The sequence below is a fragment of the Klebsiella sp. CTHL.F3a genome (genome assembly GCF_019890895.1).
Lineage (GTDB): Bacteria > Pseudomonadota > Gammaproteobacteria > Enterobacterales > Enterobacteriaceae > Klebsiella > Klebsiella grimontii.
Window position 1 is genome coordinate 982,122 of the sequence record NZ_CP082360.1, and the last position, 16,235, is coordinate 998,356.

The following is a 16,235-nucleotide window of genomic DNA, read 5'->3' on the forward strand; positions in this document are numbered from 1 at the left end:
TCCTGGCCCGATATGCTTCCCTGCCTGATGAATGAATTACTGGTATTGCACTTTGAAGGTCGCGTCAGCGTTAGCGGTACCGGCAGTGGCTGCAGCGGTCGCATAGTAGCGCGCCTGGAACGGGATGACGTTGGTGCCATCGTTCAGGGTGGAAGCTGCGCTGAAGGTCGCGCCATCCAGCACCAGCGGCGTACCGGTACGGTCCAGGATCTGCACGCCGACGTTATTCGCGCTGCCTGCTGCGGAGCTTTGCAGCGCCAGTACGGTGGTGTTGGTGCTGTCAATTGCGGTGCCGGTGAAGGCGACGGCGGCCTTGGTGGCAACGGTGGTGTCACAATCGTTCAACTGGATATTGAAGCCGACAGCCGTGCTGGTGCTGCCTGGAGTAGCGAGTTTTGCCGAACGAACCTGGCCCATTGGAACGGTCTGATCGATTGAACCCGCGTCAATGGCGCAGGCTGCGTTGACGACTTCCCCTTTAAAATGCACCGTGCCGCCATTTACCGTGGTGTCGGCCAGCGCCGCCGCGGAGCTCAGAGACAGGGCTGACAGAACAACGATTGCCAGTGATTTGATTTTCATGTTGTTTTCCTTTGAACAATATCGGGATTACGAACCGATCTGGCCGTCATCATGACCTCCAGGTATTTCATGTTTCAGCCGAAGTTTTCGGCTGCGGTTCTGCATGTTTTTCACCCAAAAAATGAGACATTTGGGGCCATTTTGACTCGTTGGCGTAATTCACTGAAAATATAGCTTTTTTATGAAAAATTTGGTTTTTTAACCTGCTTTGTTGTTGTTTTTCGAGATAATGAATTGAAATAGTTAAGGCTTAATAAGCCATGGATGGCTATCGGCAACGCGGGGCCACGAAGGATGGGTAGCGGAAAGAAGGATGTTTCTGGAAAAAATTAAAAATAAAAAAATATTATTAATCAATGTGATATTGGTTTTTACACTCTGTTTGATGCATTCGATGGTTGCAAAAGGTTACTGAATATTTTTATGATGCACACAGTTTGGCCCCAATTGACCTGTTCGGTAAGCTATTTCCCCTTATTTATCAAATTCTTATTTTCCATTCTCTGATTTTGTAAATTCCACTCCATCAGGTTGTTGCGTTCCCAGAGTCCGGCGAATCGCGCGGCGTTGCTGGCCGTATAGCGTACGGTATGGCGAATGTTTCGATGGCCGAGGTAGTCCTGGATAAGGCGGGTGTCGGCCCCTCTCTCCGCCAGCTCGTAACCGCAGGCATGGCGCAGCATATGCGGGTGAGTATGGGTAGCCGTGCCAGCGTCTACGCCAGCGGTTCGGATGATTCGGTAGGCCTGCTGACGCGAAAGCGGAGTACCGCGTCGCGATATAAACAGCGCATCGGTTTTTTGCGCGCCTTTCCAGGCGCCGCGTACCTGGCTCCAGCGCCTGATGGCGTCACATTCATCGACCATCAGCGGATGTACGGTGGAGAATCCATTCTTCAGCCGTCGAATATTGATGCGGCCTTCGACCAGATCGAGGTCGCGATAGTGCAGATCGAGTAATTCGCTAATGCGCATACCATGACGAAAAGCGAGCAGGATTAGACAGTAATCCCGCTCTCCCGTTTGCCCGTGACGGGCTGCCAGCATCATCGCCTGAACTTCTTTACCGGTAAGAAAACGACGTCGGTTCACAATAAATAACTCCTGATATGATCTTGATAATTAACACGACCCTGCTGACAGCAGGGGGCGCTCACAAATAATTCGCAAGGTTAATCGCGTATTATATGAAGGGGATTAAGCATAGTTGAATAATGACATTGTAGCGGCTGTGGGACAGAATATTGCCAGATGATAAATCTTATTCTTATAGATTTTATTGATGGCGGCAACCTCTGCGCCGCGGTTCTTTTTCAGGTGTATAAAATTAAAAGGAAAAAAGCATGGTTGCGGCTATTTTAAACGGAAGGGAGTTGGTGCATTTATATGCTGGGTCATGCCCGAGGGGTAATAAGATAAATCATCGTAGCGCTGTGAACTTGCCGGAACAATAATCATAAACACCGTATGGTTAATTTTTATTAATGTTTACCGCTGCCTGACGGTTATTTTGACGCCCTCCATGGCATCGAGCATTACGGCAGAACAGGGCTCCGCTGTCTGTCTCTGCTTTCGTCCCAGATACCATAGAAACGGCCAGCGTTACTGGCGGTATACCATACGGTATGGCGAATGTTGCGGTGGCCCAGGTAGTCCTGGATAAGGCGGGTATCAATGCCCATGTTGGCCAGGGCGAAGCCGCATGAATGACGGAGCATATGCGGATGAATTTCGAGCGACAGCCCGGCATTATCGCCAGAGGCGGAAATAATCTGATAAAACTGCTGGCGAGACAAAGGATTACCTTTTCGTGAGAGAAATAACCATTCGCTGTCGGACTGCGGGTATGAGGCGCGGACATGCAGCCAGTTTTTTAATGCGCGGATTTCTTTATTCAGCAAAGGATGCGTTGTCGAAAATCCATTTTTAAGACGGTGAATATAGATGCATTTAGAACTAAGGTCGATATCGGAAATTTGCAGGCGGCATATTTCACTGGCGCGTAATCCGTGAATAAAACATAATAATGTCAGGCAATAATTACGCGTGGCATGTGCGCCACTGTTGGCCGCTTTGAGTAATGACTCTATTTCGTTGTGAGTCAGGAAGTTCCTTTTTTTTAAAATAGCATTGCTTTTCATTGAGTTCCCTTTATTATGCAGCCGGCTAGCGCATTTTTTGGCCGTTATCAGGTAATGATTAAGCTCGTCTGCATGTGCATTATTTATTGCTGCGGCGGGCAATATTTAAGCGTTGTGGCTTCTTTTGGATAGGTAGTTTTTATATTTATATTTATATTTTTGTTTGGCGTTACTCTTTGGGATAGGGCCGATATTCTGCTCATTGTTTTCTCCTTAAGTGGGTATACAGCAGTATATAACTTCTAATATTGTTAACCATACTGCAAAAACCTTCTTATGAATAGGGGAAACAGGATGCGCAAGAATTCTGGCGGATGGTAAGAGTTATTTTATTTAAAATGAGATAAACCTTAGCTGCTGCTAAGAGGATTATATCGGAAGGGCACATAATCAAAAATCAGGCTGATAAGGATCCCGGAGTCGCGTGTGGGCTAACTTCAGGGAGGTTATGGCTGATGCAAAAATAACCGTGAGGCGGGGCGTTTTACTGTACGTTTTTTCTTAATAATGCACTGGCGCGAACAGGCCGGTCGCTCACGCCTCATACTTCCTCCCTACCTCAACTGCTCCACGAACAGCACGGCGGCTACGGCGACCATCATCACGCCGGAAGCCATACTGACCTTGCGTGCGATTTGAGGCCGGGTTGCCAACAGCGCTCTGGCGCCGTAGCCGACCAGTAAATAGACCAGCGTGCAGGTCACCAGATGAATGCCGCCCAGCGCCGACATCTGCTGAGCCAGAGACCAGCTTCCCTGGGGATCGGTAAACTGCGGCAGCAGGGCCAGAAACAGAAGAAAGACTTTTGGGTTCAGACCGCTAATGCATAGCCCCTTAATCGCCCAGCGATTCCAGCTATCCGCGCTGTATTGCTGGGTGCCTGGCGTTGGCGGATGGCGCAAAATAGCGATTCCCAGCCACATCAGATAGCCCGCGCCCAGCAGGGTAATCGTCGACAGCGCCAGCGGGTGGCCGGCGATTAACACGCCGATTCCGGCGACGACGATCAGCGTGGCCAGTAGGTGGCCAGACATCAGTCCGGCGACGGCGGGTATCACGCGGCGTCCGTTGATTCCCGCGCTGATGGTATAGGCCCAGTCAGCGCCCGGCGTGATGATCAGCAGAAAAGAGACCAGCCAAAAGCTGGCGATAAAGCTCATTTCCATGGACAGCGCACCTCTGCGTGGTAACGGCAGTTTCTCATCATTTTCCCTCGTAAAGCGGCGATTATTTGAAGGAAAGAATATCGAGTTTATTGCGCAATGAGCTTTCAATGTTATGCTCTTAAGCGGTCTTCTGAGGGAAAATATTCCAAATGGATAGCATTGATAGAAAAATTCTTGCTGAACTCCAGTCCGATGGACGACTGTCGATAACCGAGCTAGCCGAGCGGGTGAATCTCAGCCTTTCTCCCTGTCATCGACGGCTGCGGACGCTGGAGCAGGAAGGCGTCATTACCGGCTACCGGGCCAATCTTGATCCGGCCAAAATGGGCTTCAACTTCCTGGCGATTGTCTTCGCGACGTTAAAAGAGGGCGATAAGAAAGCGGTGAGCGCGTTTGAGGACGCGGTAGAAGAGATCCCCCAGATCGTGCTGGCACAGCGCCTGTTTGGCGATCCGGACTACCTGATGCACGTGGTGACGCGCGATCTCCCGGCGTTCCAGAAACTGTATGATGACAAGCTCTCGGCGATGCCGGGCGTGCAGCACCTGCGCTCTACGCTGGTGATGAAGACGGTTGTGCAGGATCGCCCGTTTCCGCTCGGAAAGGGGTGAGCGCAGCCCGGACAGATGCGCAGCATCGCCTCCGGGGAAATAACGGTGATGCTTCATCAAAGATGCTCCGGCAGCAGTATGAGCACCCTGTCAAAGCAAAGTGGTATTACTCTTTTTCCAGCAGGCGCATAAAAACCGTCAGCGCTTCATCCAACTGCAGGCGCTGCGCTGCGGAAAGCCCGCTCAGCAGTTGCCGCTCATTCTCCACGTGGCTTTCCACCGCCTTATCGATGAGCTCTCGTCCCTCTGGCGTTAGCGCCACCAGCATACTGCGGGCATCTTCCGGGTTTGGTAGACGGCAAATAAACCCCCGTTTTTCCAGCGCCTTCAGGCGATGAGTCATGGTGCCGGAGGTGATCATTAACGTTGAAAAGAGCTGGGTGGGCGACAGCATGAACGGCTCGCCCGCCCGGCGTAACGTCGCCAGCATATCAAACTCCCAGCGCACCAGATCGTAGCGCACAAAGGCCGCTTCGATGCGCGGCTCCAGCAGCATCGTGCAGCGTTTCAGGCGGCCGATCGGCCCCATCGGGCTGCAATCGAGATCGGGGCGCTCCTGTTTCCACTGTTCAAGAATGCGATCCACGGCGTCGGTCTGCGGTGATTTGTCCATTCATGCTCACTTGTCTTGATATCAAGATAATTGTCGGTACATACTTAGGCCACAATTTACCTTGATATGAAGATAAAATCATGGCCTTTGTTTCGCGTAATGTGATCGTTGATTTACTGCTGACCGCGCTGGCGCCCGCCATCTGGGGCAGCACCTATATTGTGACCTCGCAGTTCCTGCCGCCCGATCGGCCGTTTATCGCTGCGTTGCTGCGGGTTCTGCCGGCCGGGATCGCTCTGCTGATCTGGAGCCGCCGTTTCCCGCTGCGCGCCGAGTGGTGGAAGCTGATCGTCACCGGGATCCTGAATATCGGCGCGTTTCAGGCGCTGCTGTTTATTGCCGCCTATCGGCTGCCGGGCGGTCTGGCGGCGGTGATTGGCGCCATTCAACCGCTGCTGGTGATGCTGCTGGCCTGGTGCGTCGATCGTCAGCGATCGCCCTGGCTGGCGGTACTCTCGGCATTGATGGGCATCGCGGGAATGGCGATGCTGCTGCTGTCGCCGCAAACCACCCTCGAACCGCTGGGGATCGCCGCCGCGTTTCTGGGGGCGATGAGTATGGCGTTGGGAACCTGGTTATCGCGGCGCTGGGCGATCGCTTTGCCGGTCATCGCGCTGACCGGTTGGCAGCTGCTGATTGGCGGTATCGTACTGGCGCCGATGGCGTTTCTGGTCGATCCGCCGCTGCATCAGGTGACGCTGACTCAGGCGGCGGGTTATCTGTGGCTGTGCGTTGCCGGGGCGATGCTGGCATATGGCCTGTGGTTTCGCGGCATCGGCCGCCTGTCTCCAGTGGCTGTGTCGGCGATGAGCCTGCTGAGTCCGGTGACGGCGGTGCTGTTAGGCTGGATCTTCCTTGGACAAAAAATTGAGGGAATGGCGCTGGTGGGGCTGGTGATTGTGTTGTTCAGCGTGCTGTCGATTCAGCGTGCGTTATCGAATAAGAGCGCCGTCGCGGGCCGATAACATCCCGGAGGCGATGCTGCGCATCTGTCCGGGCTATCGGACTGCAGACGGCAGTGAACCCACAGCCCGGGCTGTGGGTTCACTGTTCGCCAGCAACAAAAAAGCCCCATTAAGGGGCTCGACATTGCTGCGTGCTTATTATGTGGCGGGAGCCAGACCAGCCGCCGTCAGGCGACCTGTCCGGCAGCTCCCTCTGCAACCATTCGGTTATTTAGACAGCTCGGCGGTCATATGCACCTGATTACCGGTATACGCTTCGGTAATGTGGTAAGACTCGCCCTGGTCTTTAGCAATGGCGGCGATTTTGGCTTCGGCGTTGTCCAGCGTATCTGCGGTTACGCTAACAGGCTGAGCGAAGCTAGCGAAAGAGACCAGAGACAGCATACCGGCAGCGGCAAGTAATTTTACGTTTTTCATGGTGTTTATCCTTTTAACTTTTATGGTGGAAAGCGTGTTTGCTTTCGATGGACTTATAATAAGTCTGCTAACTATAACGCGCGTTGCAAAAAGTGCGATTTAGATCACATTTTTATGACGATATGATGACGGGTGTGCAAATTTTAACTTTTTATTTTCAATAAAAACAAAAGGATGGGTTGTCGTGAATCGTATTTTTGGTCACGGAAAATAATCTGACCAGAAGCGCAATTTTCCTGCTTCGGCTTATTAATCATTGTTTTTGTGAATGCAATGGGTGTTTTTTGAGCAAAAAGGCGGCCATATTTCGCTCGTTAACGAAGCATTGGGCTCGGGTGAAAAGCTACTGTGGCTCTCATACTGATTGCGTGAGGACGACGAAATGATTGCAGTACTCTTTGAAGCCGAGGTCACTCCGGCGAGCCAGGAACGTTACCTGGCGCTGGCGGCGGAACTGAAGCCGCTGCTGAACGACATTGACGGCTTTATCGCCATTGAGCGTTTTCAAAGTTTGAGCACGGCGGGGAAAATTCTGTCACTCTCCTGGTGGCGGGATGAGGACGCGGTGCTGGCATGGAAACGCAACCTTTGCCATCAGGCTGCGCAGAAAGAGGGGCGGGAGAGCATTTTCGCCTGTTATCACATTCGAGTGGCTCAGGTGCTGCGCGAATACCGTTCTTCACATTCCGATCCCCTGTAATAGGGTTACGTTTTGCCGTGGGGAAAATAAGCGAGGCGCTATGTTAAAACCTGTTGAACTGATTGAAGACGACGAGTCGCTGGCCGAGGCGATGGCGGTAGTGGCATCGGCGATGGCCGATGCCTCGCGGCTAAAGATCCTTTGCGCCTTAATGGATGGCCGGGCGTGGACGGCCACCGAGCTTTCCGCCGTGGCGAATATTTCCCCCTCGACCGCCAGCGCGCATCTTAGCCGCCTGATCAACAGCGATTTATTGATTTGCCTTGCCCAGGGCCGCCATCGCTACTACCGTCTCGCCGGTAGCGATGTCGCCGGTTTGCTGGAGAATATGATGGCCATGGCCGGCAAGCGCGCGGTGACGCTCTCAACCAGCACGCCGGTAAATTTGCGCGTTGCGCGTACCTGTTACGATCATCTGGCCGGAGAAGTGGCGGTATCGCTATATGATTTTATGCTGCGCGAAGCGTGGATAGCGCCTGACGGCACGGCCCTGACGCCCGCCGGGGAAGCGCACTTTACCCGCCTGGGGGTGACGGTGAAACGCACCTCGCGGCGTAAAGCGTGCTGCGGTTGTCTGGACTGGAGCGAACGCCGCCTTCACCTTGGCGGGGCGGCTGGGGCGGCGCTGCTGCAGCACGGTCTGCAGAAAGGCTGGTTTACCACCACCGCGGGATTTCGCGAAGTGACGATTACGCCGGCAGGATGGCGCGCGTTGCATCTGCATTTTCAACTGGCGGAAAGATCGTCGTGGATGATTAATTAAGAGTGTTCTCTATGTGGAGAAATAGCCTTCTATGACAAGATAGGTTGCTGTTTTGTTAATTCCATATCGCTTTTCCCTGTTCAATGTAAATAACAATGGTTTCGTTTCTTGCTATCAATCCCCCACAATTAATAGTTGTGAGCTATCTGTTACATTGATTAACAGCTCGTGAACATATGTATATTTGTCAGCGAAAAATAGCATTCTTTGACGCCGACAGCCTCGACGAATTCTTTCATTGAATTCGTTCCTGACGCCTTAAATATTGCGGCCTCCGGTCAGTCGAAGTTTCTATTAACAGTTGCACAAGTGAGCATCGCAAATCGCTTCTGACTTTTGTGCGAATTAACTGTTTGCTCATTGATACTTAATTCACTCTGACAAGGAAATGGCAATGAAAAAGGTTCTTCTCTCTGCTGCAATGGCGACTGCGTTTTTTGGTATGGCTGCAAATGCTGCTGATACCAATGTAGGCGGCGGTCAGGTTAATTTCTTCGGTAAAGTTACCGACGTATCTTGTACTGTTTCCGTAAACGGCCAGGGCAGCGATGCGAACGTATATCTGTCTCCGGTTACTTTAACTGAAGTTAAAGCTGCCGCGGCGGATACTTATCTGAAACCGAAATCTTTCACCATCGATGTTTCTGACTGCCAGGCTGCTGATGGTACTAAACAGGACGATGTGAGCAAACTGGGCGTGAACTGGACCGGCGGTAACCTGCTGGCTGGCGCAACGGCTAAACAGCAGGGCTACCTGGCTAACACTGAAGCCGCTGGCGCGAAGAATATCCAGCTGGTTCTTTCTACCGACAATGCTACCGCGCTGACCAAAAAAATCATCCCGGGCGACAGCACTCAGCCTAAAGCGGTCGGCGACGCATCTGCCGTTCAGGATGGCGCGCGCTTCACTTACTACGTCGGCTACGCGACCAGCACCCCGACGACTGTTACCACCGGTGTGGTTAACAGCTATGCGACTTACGAAATTACCTACCAGTAATATCGACTGAGAGATAAAGGCCGCCTCGCGCCGGGGCGGTTTATACCCGTCATTCGAATTATTTAGGGTATACAACAATAATAAAGCGGCCACTGCTGCCGCTTATTTTTTTATTCTGAGGTCAGCATGAAGCGTATTGCCCTTTTTTTCTGTTTCATTTTTAGTTTTGCGGCCCACGCCAATAATATTATTGTCAACGGCACCCGCTTTATTTATCCAGGAAATGAAAAAGAAATAACGGTGCAGCTCTCTAACACCGCCGACCGTCCAGCGCTGGCGCAAGCCTGGCTGGACAACGGTAATGCCGACGCGACGCCGGATACCATTACGACGCCATTTATTATCACGCCGCCTATTTCCCGCGTAGATGCGAAAAGCGGTCAGACTCTGCGTATTAAGCTCGGCAGCAGCGCGGGTCTCGCTAAAGATAAAGAGACGCTGTGGTGGCTGAACCTGCTGGAAATACCGCCGGTTGAGGCCAGCCAGAAGAATGAAGGGCAAAATATTCTGCAGCTGGCGATTCGTTCGCGCTTTAAGTTTATCTATCGTCCCAGCGGATTAGGCAATCGCGACGCCGCGGCAGAGAAATTAGCGCTCTCCGCTAATGGCAACAGCCTGTCCGTCAGTAACCCGACGCCCTTTTATATCACCGTAAGCCGTATCTCCCGTAACGGCGGCAAAGCGCTCAACAGCAAAACGGTCATGTTTGCCCCACAGTCCAGCCAGACCATCGCCCTCTCTTCCGCAGTGAGCAAAGGCGAGATCCTGACCGTTAACAACATTAATGATTATGGCGCAGATGTCGCAGTGAAAGTTACCGTCAAATAAGGGAAACGATCATGAAGCAGAGGTCAATCTGCCCGGGAAGATTAAGCACGGCTATCGCGGTTGCGCTGTGCTGCTTTCCGCCATTTTCCAGCGGACAGGAAAACCCGGGAACGATCTATCAATTTAACGATGGTTTTATCGTCGGCAGTCGCGAAAAGGTCGACCTGTCGCGTTTCTCGACCAGCGCGATTAGCGAAGGCGTCTATTCCCTTGATGTGTATACCAACGGCGAGTGGAAAGGGCGCTACGATCTGAAAATCACCGCCGATAAAGATGGCAAAATGGGCATCTGCTACACCAAAGCGATGCTGATGCAATATGGGATCTCGCCGGAAAAGTTTAACCCGCAGCTCAGCGAAAAAGAGGGCTTCTGCGGACGCCTACAGGAGTGGCGCAACGAGGCCAACGTCAAAGACACGCTGATTCAGTCCTCCCTGAGACTGGATATTGCCGTACCGCAAATCTACGAAGATCAGCGCCTGAAAAACTTTGTCAGCCCGGAATTCTGGGATAAAGGCGTTGCGGCGCTGAATTTAGGCTGGATGGCCAACGCCTGGAACAGCCATATCTCCTCGGCCAACGGCTCCGATAACAGTAGCGCGTATCTTGGCGTTAACGCGGGTCTGTCGTGGGATGGCTGGTTGCTCAAGCATATCGGTAACCTGAACTGGCAGCAGCAGCAGGGGAAAGCGCACTGGAACAGCAACCAGACCTACCTGCAGCGGCCTATCCCGCAGATTAATTCGATAGTCAGCGGCGGGCAGATTTTTACCAACGGCGAGTTCTTTGACACCATCGGCCTGCGCGGGATCAATCTGGCGACCGATGACAATATGTTCCCGGACGGCATGCGCTCCTACGCCCCTGAAATTCGCGGCGTGGCGCAAAGCAACGCCCTGGTGACGGTGCGCCAGGGCAGCAATATTATCTATCAGACCACGGTGCCGCCGGGGCCGTTTACCCTGCAGGATGTATATCCTTCCGGCTACGGTAGCGACCTTGAAGTGTCGGTTAAAGAGGCCGATGGCTCGGTCGAGGTATTCAGCGTGCCTTACGCCTCGGTGGCGCAGCTGCTGCGTCCAGGGATGACCCGCTATGCGCTCTCGGCCGGTAAAGTCGACGATAGTTCGCTGCGTAATAAACCGATGCTCTACCAGGGAACCTGGCAGCACGGTATCAATAACCTGTTCACCGGCTATACCGGCGTCACCGGATTTGATGACTATCAGGCGTTCCTGCTGGGGACCGGGATGAACACCGGCATCGGCGCGCTGTCATTCGACGTTACCCATTCGCGGCTGAAGAGCGAGACCCTCGACGAGCACGGCCAGAGCTATCGCGCCACCTTTAACCGCATGTTTACCGAAACCCAGACCAGCATCGTGCTGGCGGCGTATCGCTACTCCACCAAAGGCTACTACAACCTGAACGACGCTCTGTACGCCGTCGATCAGGAGAAGAACTACAGCAGCAACTACACCGTATGGCGGCAGAAAAACGGCATGACGTTTACCGTCAACCAGAACCTGCCGGACGGCTGGGGCGGCTTTTACCTGAGCGGTCGGGTAGCGGATTACTGGAACCGTTCGGGGACGGAAAAGCAGTATCAGTTTAGTTACAACAACATGTACGGTCGGCTCTCGTGGTCGGTCAGCGCCCAGCGCGTCTATACCCCGGATAGTTCCGGCCACCGCCGCGACGATCGCGTTTCTCTCAACTTTAGCTACCCGCTGTGGTTCGGTGAAAACCGCACCGCTAACCTGACATCGAATACCGCGTTTAACAATTCGCGTTTCGCCAGCTCGCAGATTGGCGTCAACGGTTCACTGGATAGCGAAAACAACCTTAACTACGGCGTGTCGACGACCACCGCCACTGGCGGCCAGCACGATGTGGCGCTGAACGGCAGTTACCGTACCCCGTGGACGACGCTGAACGGCAGCTATAGTCAGGGCGAAGGCTATCGCCAGAGCGGCGTGGGCGCCAGCGGGACGCTAATCGCGCATCAGCACGGCGTCGTATTCTCGCCGGAAACCGGCACCACTATGGCGCTGATCGAAGCGAAAGATGCCGCGGGCGCGATGTTGCCCGGTTCGCCGGGGACCCGTATCGATAGCAACGGCTACGCCATTCTGCCGTATCTGCGGCCTTACCGGATTAACGCCGTTGAGATTGACCCGAAAGGCAGCAACGACGATGTCGCCTTCGGCAGTACCGTGGCGCAGGTTGTGCCGTGGGAAGGTAGCGTGGTCAAGGTCTCCTTCGATACCACGCTGCAGAACAACATCACTCTGCGGGCGCGCCAGGCAAACGGCCTGCCGCTACCGTTCGCCGCGACAATTTACACCCCTTCCGGGAAAGAGATCGGCGTGGTGGGGCAGGGCAGCATGATGTTTATCAGCGACGCCAGCGCGCCGAAGGCCACGGTTAAGTGGAGCGGCGGACAGTGCTCGGTGGAATTAAGTCAGGAAAAAACAAAGGAAACGCTATGTCGCTAATGAAAAAACTGACGCTTTTTATTGGCTTAATGGCGATGGGGACTACGTCGGCGTGGGCGTACTGTACGCGCCTGTCGCAGCCGACGGTAAGCCTCGACATGGTAGTGGGCCGGGTGGTGGTTCCACCGGATCTGCCGGTAGGGTCGGTGATCGTTTCCCGCGACTGGACAATGTCGGCGCCGGGCGGGGCCAGCTATAGCTGTAGCAGCGGCACTAACCGCTTTGTGGCCAAAATCGTCGCCCCCGGGGCGACCGATCTGGGCAATAAAATTTATTCCACCAACGTGCCAGGTATCGGCCTGCGGTTTAGCCGCGGCGGGGCGACGGTCAATATCATCTATCCTGACACTTTCTCCAGCTACGTTAGCAGGACCACAAACTATTCGCTGGAGGGTTCCCGCTTTACGCTGGAGGTGATTAAAACCGCGAGCGTGACCGGCAGCGGTACCCTGGCGGCAGGTAAGTACACCTCTTATGACTGGGAGAACGGCAATAACCCGATCCTCGAAACCCGTCTGAGCGCCAACGCCATCACCGTGGTATCGCCCTCATGTACCATCCTGAGCGGCAAAAACATGAACGTCGATGTCGGCACCATCAAGCGCAGCGATCTCAATGGCGTCGGCACCACCGCGGGCGGGAAGGATTTTAATATTGAGCTGCAGTGCAGCGGCGGGCTAAGCGAGTCGGGATACGCCAATATCCAGACCTCTTTCTCCGGCACGTTGGCCACTGGCACCACGGTGAGCCGGGGCGCATTGCTGAACGAAAAATCCGGCTCCTCGCTGGCGAAAGGGATTGGTATCCAGGTCCTCAAAGAGGGCGTACCGCTGGAATTCAACAAGAAATACAGCGTGGGTACGCTGCGCACGCAAGAAACGCGATACATCACCCTGCCTCTGCACGCGCGTTTCTATCAATATGCGCCGACCACCAGTACCGGTGAGGTGGAGTCGCACATGATCTTTAACCTGACGTACGATTAATTCGGGAGGCGGGTATGCGTGATTCAGCACAATTGAAAAATAGCAAACGACTCATTCAGCTGGCCCTGATAAGCGGGATGCTGATTGCCTCCCCTGCGTCGGCTTTTGAGACCAACTACGATCGGGGACGGGTGGATTTTGCCGGACGGGTCACCGATATTTCATGCAGCGTGGCCCTAAACGGCGGCAACAACGCCGGGAGCGGCAGCGTCTGGCTGGCGCCGGTCAGCCTGGCGGAAGTCCACGAGCGCGGCGCCGGGGCATTTATGAAACCGCAGCCCTTCACGCTGGAGCTGTCGAACTGCCAGCTGCGGCACGACGGCGGCGCGGCGGATAAAAACGAGATCCGCCTGGTTAACGTGCGCTGGGTTGACGGATTTACGGTCAATGCGGTCAGCAATGAGAATGCTGGTTATCTGAGGAATACGCGGGCGGATGGCGCCAGCCATATTTTCCTCGCGCTGTCGACCAATGACAATAATACGCTGGATAAAAGCAATAAAATTGTTCCCGCCGACCCCTTACAAAACCGGGTACCGCTGGTAGAAAAAGCGGTGGATGGCGGCGTATTTACCTATTACATTGGTTACGTTACGCCAGCGCCGGAAAAAGCAACCAGCGGTCCGTTGACCAGCTGGGCGACCTGGGAACTTGTTTACAATTGAAGGGTTGATGGCCTTGCGCAAATGTTACAATTGATGCCGGAATCATCCGGCATTTATTTAAACGGTGAGATCTTCTTTGACCAGCTGTTCAATGCTGACTTCCTTCCAGTAGTGTCCCTGAATAGCAAACCACTCCATTCCCTGTAACCACGCCTTATGCGCTTCGCTTTCTACGCCTTCAATAATCACATTATGGTGATTGCGGGTAAGGAAGGTGACCAGTGCATCCATTAACGGCCGGCCGGAATCTTTTTGCATTAAAAGCCAGAAGAAGTCTTTATCGATTTTGACATAATCGAAATGATAGTCGCGAATGGCGCTAATACCGGCGTTGCCAGAACCGAAATCATCGAGCCAGAGCGTGGTGCTTTGCGGGTTGCTCCAGGTAGCGAGCGCCTTATTTAATAATTTATTTGAGTTCTCGGTAACTTCAAAATGGACGCAGCCGATATGGTTGACGAGCGCTTTAATCTCCGGGCGTAGCAATACGTTAAGTATATGGTCATCAACGTTGATCGTCGCCGAGATGCCATTTTGCTTAAACCACTGTTTATGTTTTTCAATGAGCGCCAGCTGTTCCATAAAAATGCTTTCACGTAATCCGGTATTGGCGTAGCGAAAGAAGTATTCCGGCGATATGGACATGCGGTCAAAGCGGCTCAGGCACTCCACGGCGACGAGCGTACCTTCTGGGGAAAACATTTTTTGAAAGACATAACGAACGGATATATCGCTACGTGATAAATTATGATCAGAAAAAAGAGTCGCGTTCATTATCTCTCGTCAAAATAAGGTCAGAGGTAAAGAGAGGTGGATATTATAGGTGACCTTTCTGCCGATGGGAATGATTATTAATGGCTTGTCGCCAATAAATTATCGGCTTTTGATTGGTCACCCACATATTTCTAGTTTCAACACTGATACATATTGACTATGCTTTTGTTCATTATCCGCGAACTATTCATTCCTAGTTTTTTCATAATATGTACCTTATGACTGTGAACCGTTTTATGATCAATGTCGAGAAGCACCGCAATCCTTTTATTGTTATTGCAGGCAATAATTAACTCCAGCACCTGAAGCTCCCTGGCGGTGAGCTTTCTGCGGGTACATAGACCCTGGCAGCCCTCGGCGGTTAAGGGCCTGCTGAGGATGGCTGAGTACGCTGACAAAGAGGATTTTTCTGTAAGAATCAATAGGTTTTCCAGATCAAGCAGTTCCCGGTACAGGCTGGAGAGCTCGCTTTTGACTATCAGAACCAGCATGGCGCAATGCGCGAGGCGATTGCGCAAAGTGTTCAGTAAGTCAACCGTTGTGGCCGCTGAGATATCTTTATGGATGATATTGATAATAACGGTCGCTGTCGGGGAAGCGCAGACTCCTTTCACGATATCCTGAAAGTTCAGGGTCGTGATGTCCGTGGCGTGATCGATCAAGTAATCATGAACTGATTGTCCGATGATATTATCATCGGTGTAAAGCAATATACTGTCCAATGGTTCAGACTCTCTTTTTTCTCTTGGCTTCCATAATCAAGTCGAGCAGCACTTTCTCTATTCTCTTCTTGTTATCAAGATGACGAAATTTGAACTGGCAAGAAATTTGGTAGTAGCTATCCGACTTTTCGTTATCATCTAAAGTCACCATGACAACGTTTTTTATAACTAAATCTACGGTAACTTCGCCATATTCAGCGAGGGCCAGTATGGCGTTCTTAAGGATGGCGTTATGGCTGAGGAATTTCAGATTGGGACTCTTGGTCATCAGCGCACAACCGCCATCCGAAATGTCTTTGATTTCGAATAGATAATTTTCTCCATTTTTATGCCGACCGTGACAGAAGAATTCGTGCTCGTGGCGCAAACGGAATCGGGGATCGCGCCGACGTTGTACCACCTGGATACATTCCGGCAAGGTAAAAGCGACCTTGTGGCATTTTCCTTCGCCGCTGGCGTAGCTTTTCTTTAGCGTGGAGCAAAACTCGATTTTTCCTGAATCGCTATGCAGAATAAATTTAACTTTATGCCCGGTGGGGATTTTGCTGGTGGTTAAGATATGAAACTCGGCAAAATCCACCCGCGTTAGCTGGGTAATAGTGCTTTTGTTATTAACAAAAACTTCTATCTCCGCCTGCTTTCGGAGCTCTTCCCTGAAAATAGCAATGATTTCATACTTACTGGTCTTTATCGTTCCCTCTGTCATGTGCAATCCTTGTAAATTGTTATTGTGTGTGGTTGATTTTTTATATAGCAATGCAAACATTCTGATTGTGTTAACCAGATGTTTTTATGAGCGTTTGAT

The 16,235-nt window shown here is 52.5% G+C and carries 18 protein-coding genes; 9 read left to right on the top strand and 9 right to left on the bottom strand.

The window, feature by feature from the left end:
* Positions 1 to 36 precede the first annotated feature (36 nt).
* From fimA to K7H21_RS04730, 4 genes are all read right to left on the bottom strand, one after another.
* Positions 37 to 582 (bottom strand): type 1 fimbrial major subunit FimA, encoded by a 546-nt coding sequence (fimA, locus tag K7H21_RS04715; protein WP_004124748.1) that lies wholly within the window; start codon positions 580 to 582, stop codon positions 37 to 39.
* Between the two features lie 464 nt (positions 583 to 1,046).
* Positions 1,047 to 1,673: a tyrosine-type DNA invertase gene (locus K7H21_RS04720; RefSeq protein WP_004124745.1), complete on the bottom strand. Its 627-nt coding sequence runs from the start codon at positions 1,671 to 1,673 to the stop codon at positions 1,047 to 1,049.
* Positions 1,674 to 2,116: 443 nt separating this feature from the next.
* Positions 2,117 to 2,722 (bottom strand): tyrosine-type DNA invertase, encoded by a 606-nt coding sequence (locus K7H21_RS04725; RefSeq protein WP_004124742.1) that lies wholly within the window; start codon positions 2,720 to 2,722, stop codon positions 2,117 to 2,119.
* 554 nt (positions 2,723 to 3,276) lie between these two features.
* Positions 3,277 to 3,888: a LysE family translocator gene (locus tag K7H21_RS04730; protein WP_004124739.1), complete on the bottom strand. Its 612-nt coding sequence runs from the start codon at positions 3,886 to 3,888 to the stop codon at positions 3,277 to 3,279.
* Positions 3,889 to 4,037: 149 nt separating this feature from the next.
* Between K7H21_RS04730 and K7H21_RS04735 the strand changes: the two genes are divergently transcribed.
* The gene (locus tag K7H21_RS04735) at positions 4,038 to 4,499 is read left to right on the top strand and encodes an Lrp/AsnC family transcriptional regulator (protein ID WP_004124737.1); all 462 of its coding nucleotides are present in this window, start codon (positions 4,038 to 4,040) and stop codon (positions 4,497 to 4,499) included.
* A gap of 106 nt (positions 4,500 to 4,605) precedes the next feature.
* Here the strand turns inward: K7H21_RS04735 and K7H21_RS04740 are convergent, their stop codons facing one another.
* Complete coding sequence (locus K7H21_RS04740) at positions 4,606 to 5,112, bottom strand: MarR family winged helix-turn-helix transcriptional regulator (RefSeq protein WP_223035629.1); 507 nt, start codon at positions 5,110 to 5,112, stop codon at positions 4,606 to 4,608.
* 80 nt (positions 5,113 to 5,192) lie between these two features.
* Here K7H21_RS04740 and K7H21_RS04745 point away from each other — a divergent pair, with 80 nt between their 5' ends.
* Positions 5,193 to 6,077 (top strand): EamA family transporter, encoded by an 885-nt coding sequence (locus K7H21_RS04745; protein ID WP_004124726.1) that lies wholly within the window; start codon positions 5,193 to 5,195, stop codon positions 6,075 to 6,077.
* 207 nt (positions 6,078 to 6,284) lie between these two features.
* On the opposite strand, the gene K7H21_RS04750 is transcribed toward K7H21_RS04745, so the two are convergent.
* Entirely contained in the window at positions 6,285 to 6,494 is a 210-nt protein-coding gene (locus tag K7H21_RS04750; protein WP_004105360.1) for a YdgH/BhsA/McbA-like domain containing protein, read from the bottom strand.
* Positions 6,495 to 6,876: 382 nt separating this feature from the next.
* Here K7H21_RS04750 and K7H21_RS04755 point away from each other — a divergent pair, with 382 nt between their 5' ends.
* The 7 genes from K7H21_RS04755 to K7H21_RS04785 all read left to right on the top strand — a co-directional run bounded on the left by K7H21_RS04755 (position 6,877) and on the right by K7H21_RS04785 (position 13,934).
* Complete coding sequence (locus tag K7H21_RS04755) at positions 6,877 to 7,194, top strand: antibiotic biosynthesis monooxygenase family protein (protein ID WP_004124723.1); 318 nt, start codon at positions 6,877 to 6,879, stop codon at positions 7,192 to 7,194.
* Positions 7,195 to 7,234: 40 nt separating this feature from the next.
* Entirely contained in the window at positions 7,235 to 7,957 is a 723-nt protein-coding gene (locus tag K7H21_RS04760; protein WP_223035630.1) for an ArsR/SmtB family transcription factor, read from the top strand.
* Between the two features lie 394 nt (positions 7,958 to 8,351).
* Positions 8,352 to 8,957, top strand: coding sequence for a type 3 fimbria major subunit MrkA (gene mrkA, locus K7H21_RS04765; protein WP_004124717.1), 606 nt, complete (start codon positions 8,352 to 8,354; stop codon positions 8,955 to 8,957).
* A 126-nt stretch (positions 8,958 to 9,083) separates the two neighbouring features.
* Positions 9,084 to 9,785: a fimbrial biogenesis chaperone gene (locus K7H21_RS04770; RefSeq protein WP_004124715.1), complete on the top strand. Its 702-nt coding sequence runs from the start codon at positions 9,084 to 9,086 to the stop codon at positions 9,783 to 9,785.
* Between the two features lie 11 nt (positions 9,786 to 9,796).
* Positions 9,797 to 12,283, top strand: coding sequence for a fimbria/pilus outer membrane usher protein (locus K7H21_RS04775; RefSeq protein WP_004124712.1), 2,487 nt, complete (start codon positions 9,797 to 9,799; stop codon positions 12,281 to 12,283).
* Positions 12,274 to 13,269: a fimbrial protein gene (locus K7H21_RS04780; protein WP_004124708.1), complete on the top strand. Its 996-nt coding sequence runs from the start codon at positions 12,274 to 12,276 to the stop codon at positions 13,267 to 13,269. Before K7H21_RS04775 ends, K7H21_RS04780 begins: the two co-directional genes overlap by 10 nt.
* Positions 13,270 to 13,283: 14 nt before the next feature.
* Positions 13,284 to 13,934, top strand: a complete 651-nt coding sequence (locus tag K7H21_RS04785) for a fimbrial protein (RefSeq protein ID WP_004124696.1) — start codon at positions 13,284 to 13,286, stop codon at positions 13,932 to 13,934.
* A gap of 57 nt (positions 13,935 to 13,991) precedes the next feature.
* Here the strand turns inward: K7H21_RS04785 and mrkJ are convergent, their stop codons facing one another.
* The 3 genes from mrkJ to K7H21_RS04800 all read right to left on the bottom strand — a co-directional run bounded on the left by mrkJ (position 13,992) and on the right by K7H21_RS04800 (position 16,136).
* Positions 13,992 to 14,708 (bottom strand): cyclic-di-GMP phosphodiesterase MrkJ, encoded by a 717-nt coding sequence (gene mrkJ, locus K7H21_RS04790; RefSeq protein ID WP_004124691.1) that lies wholly within the window; start codon positions 14,706 to 14,708, stop codon positions 13,992 to 13,994.
* Positions 14,709 to 14,845: 137 nt separating this feature from the next.
* Positions 14,846 to 15,430, bottom strand: coding sequence for a helix-turn-helix transcriptional regulator (locus K7H21_RS04795; RefSeq protein ID WP_004124688.1), 585 nt, complete (start codon positions 15,428 to 15,430; stop codon positions 14,846 to 14,848).
* A gap of 4 nt (positions 15,431 to 15,434) precedes the next feature.
* Complete coding sequence (locus tag K7H21_RS04800; RefSeq protein WP_004124685.1) at positions 15,435 to 16,136, bottom strand: flagellar brake protein; 702 nt, start codon at positions 16,134 to 16,136, stop codon at positions 15,435 to 15,437.
* Positions 16,137 to 16,235 lie beyond the last annotated feature (99 nt).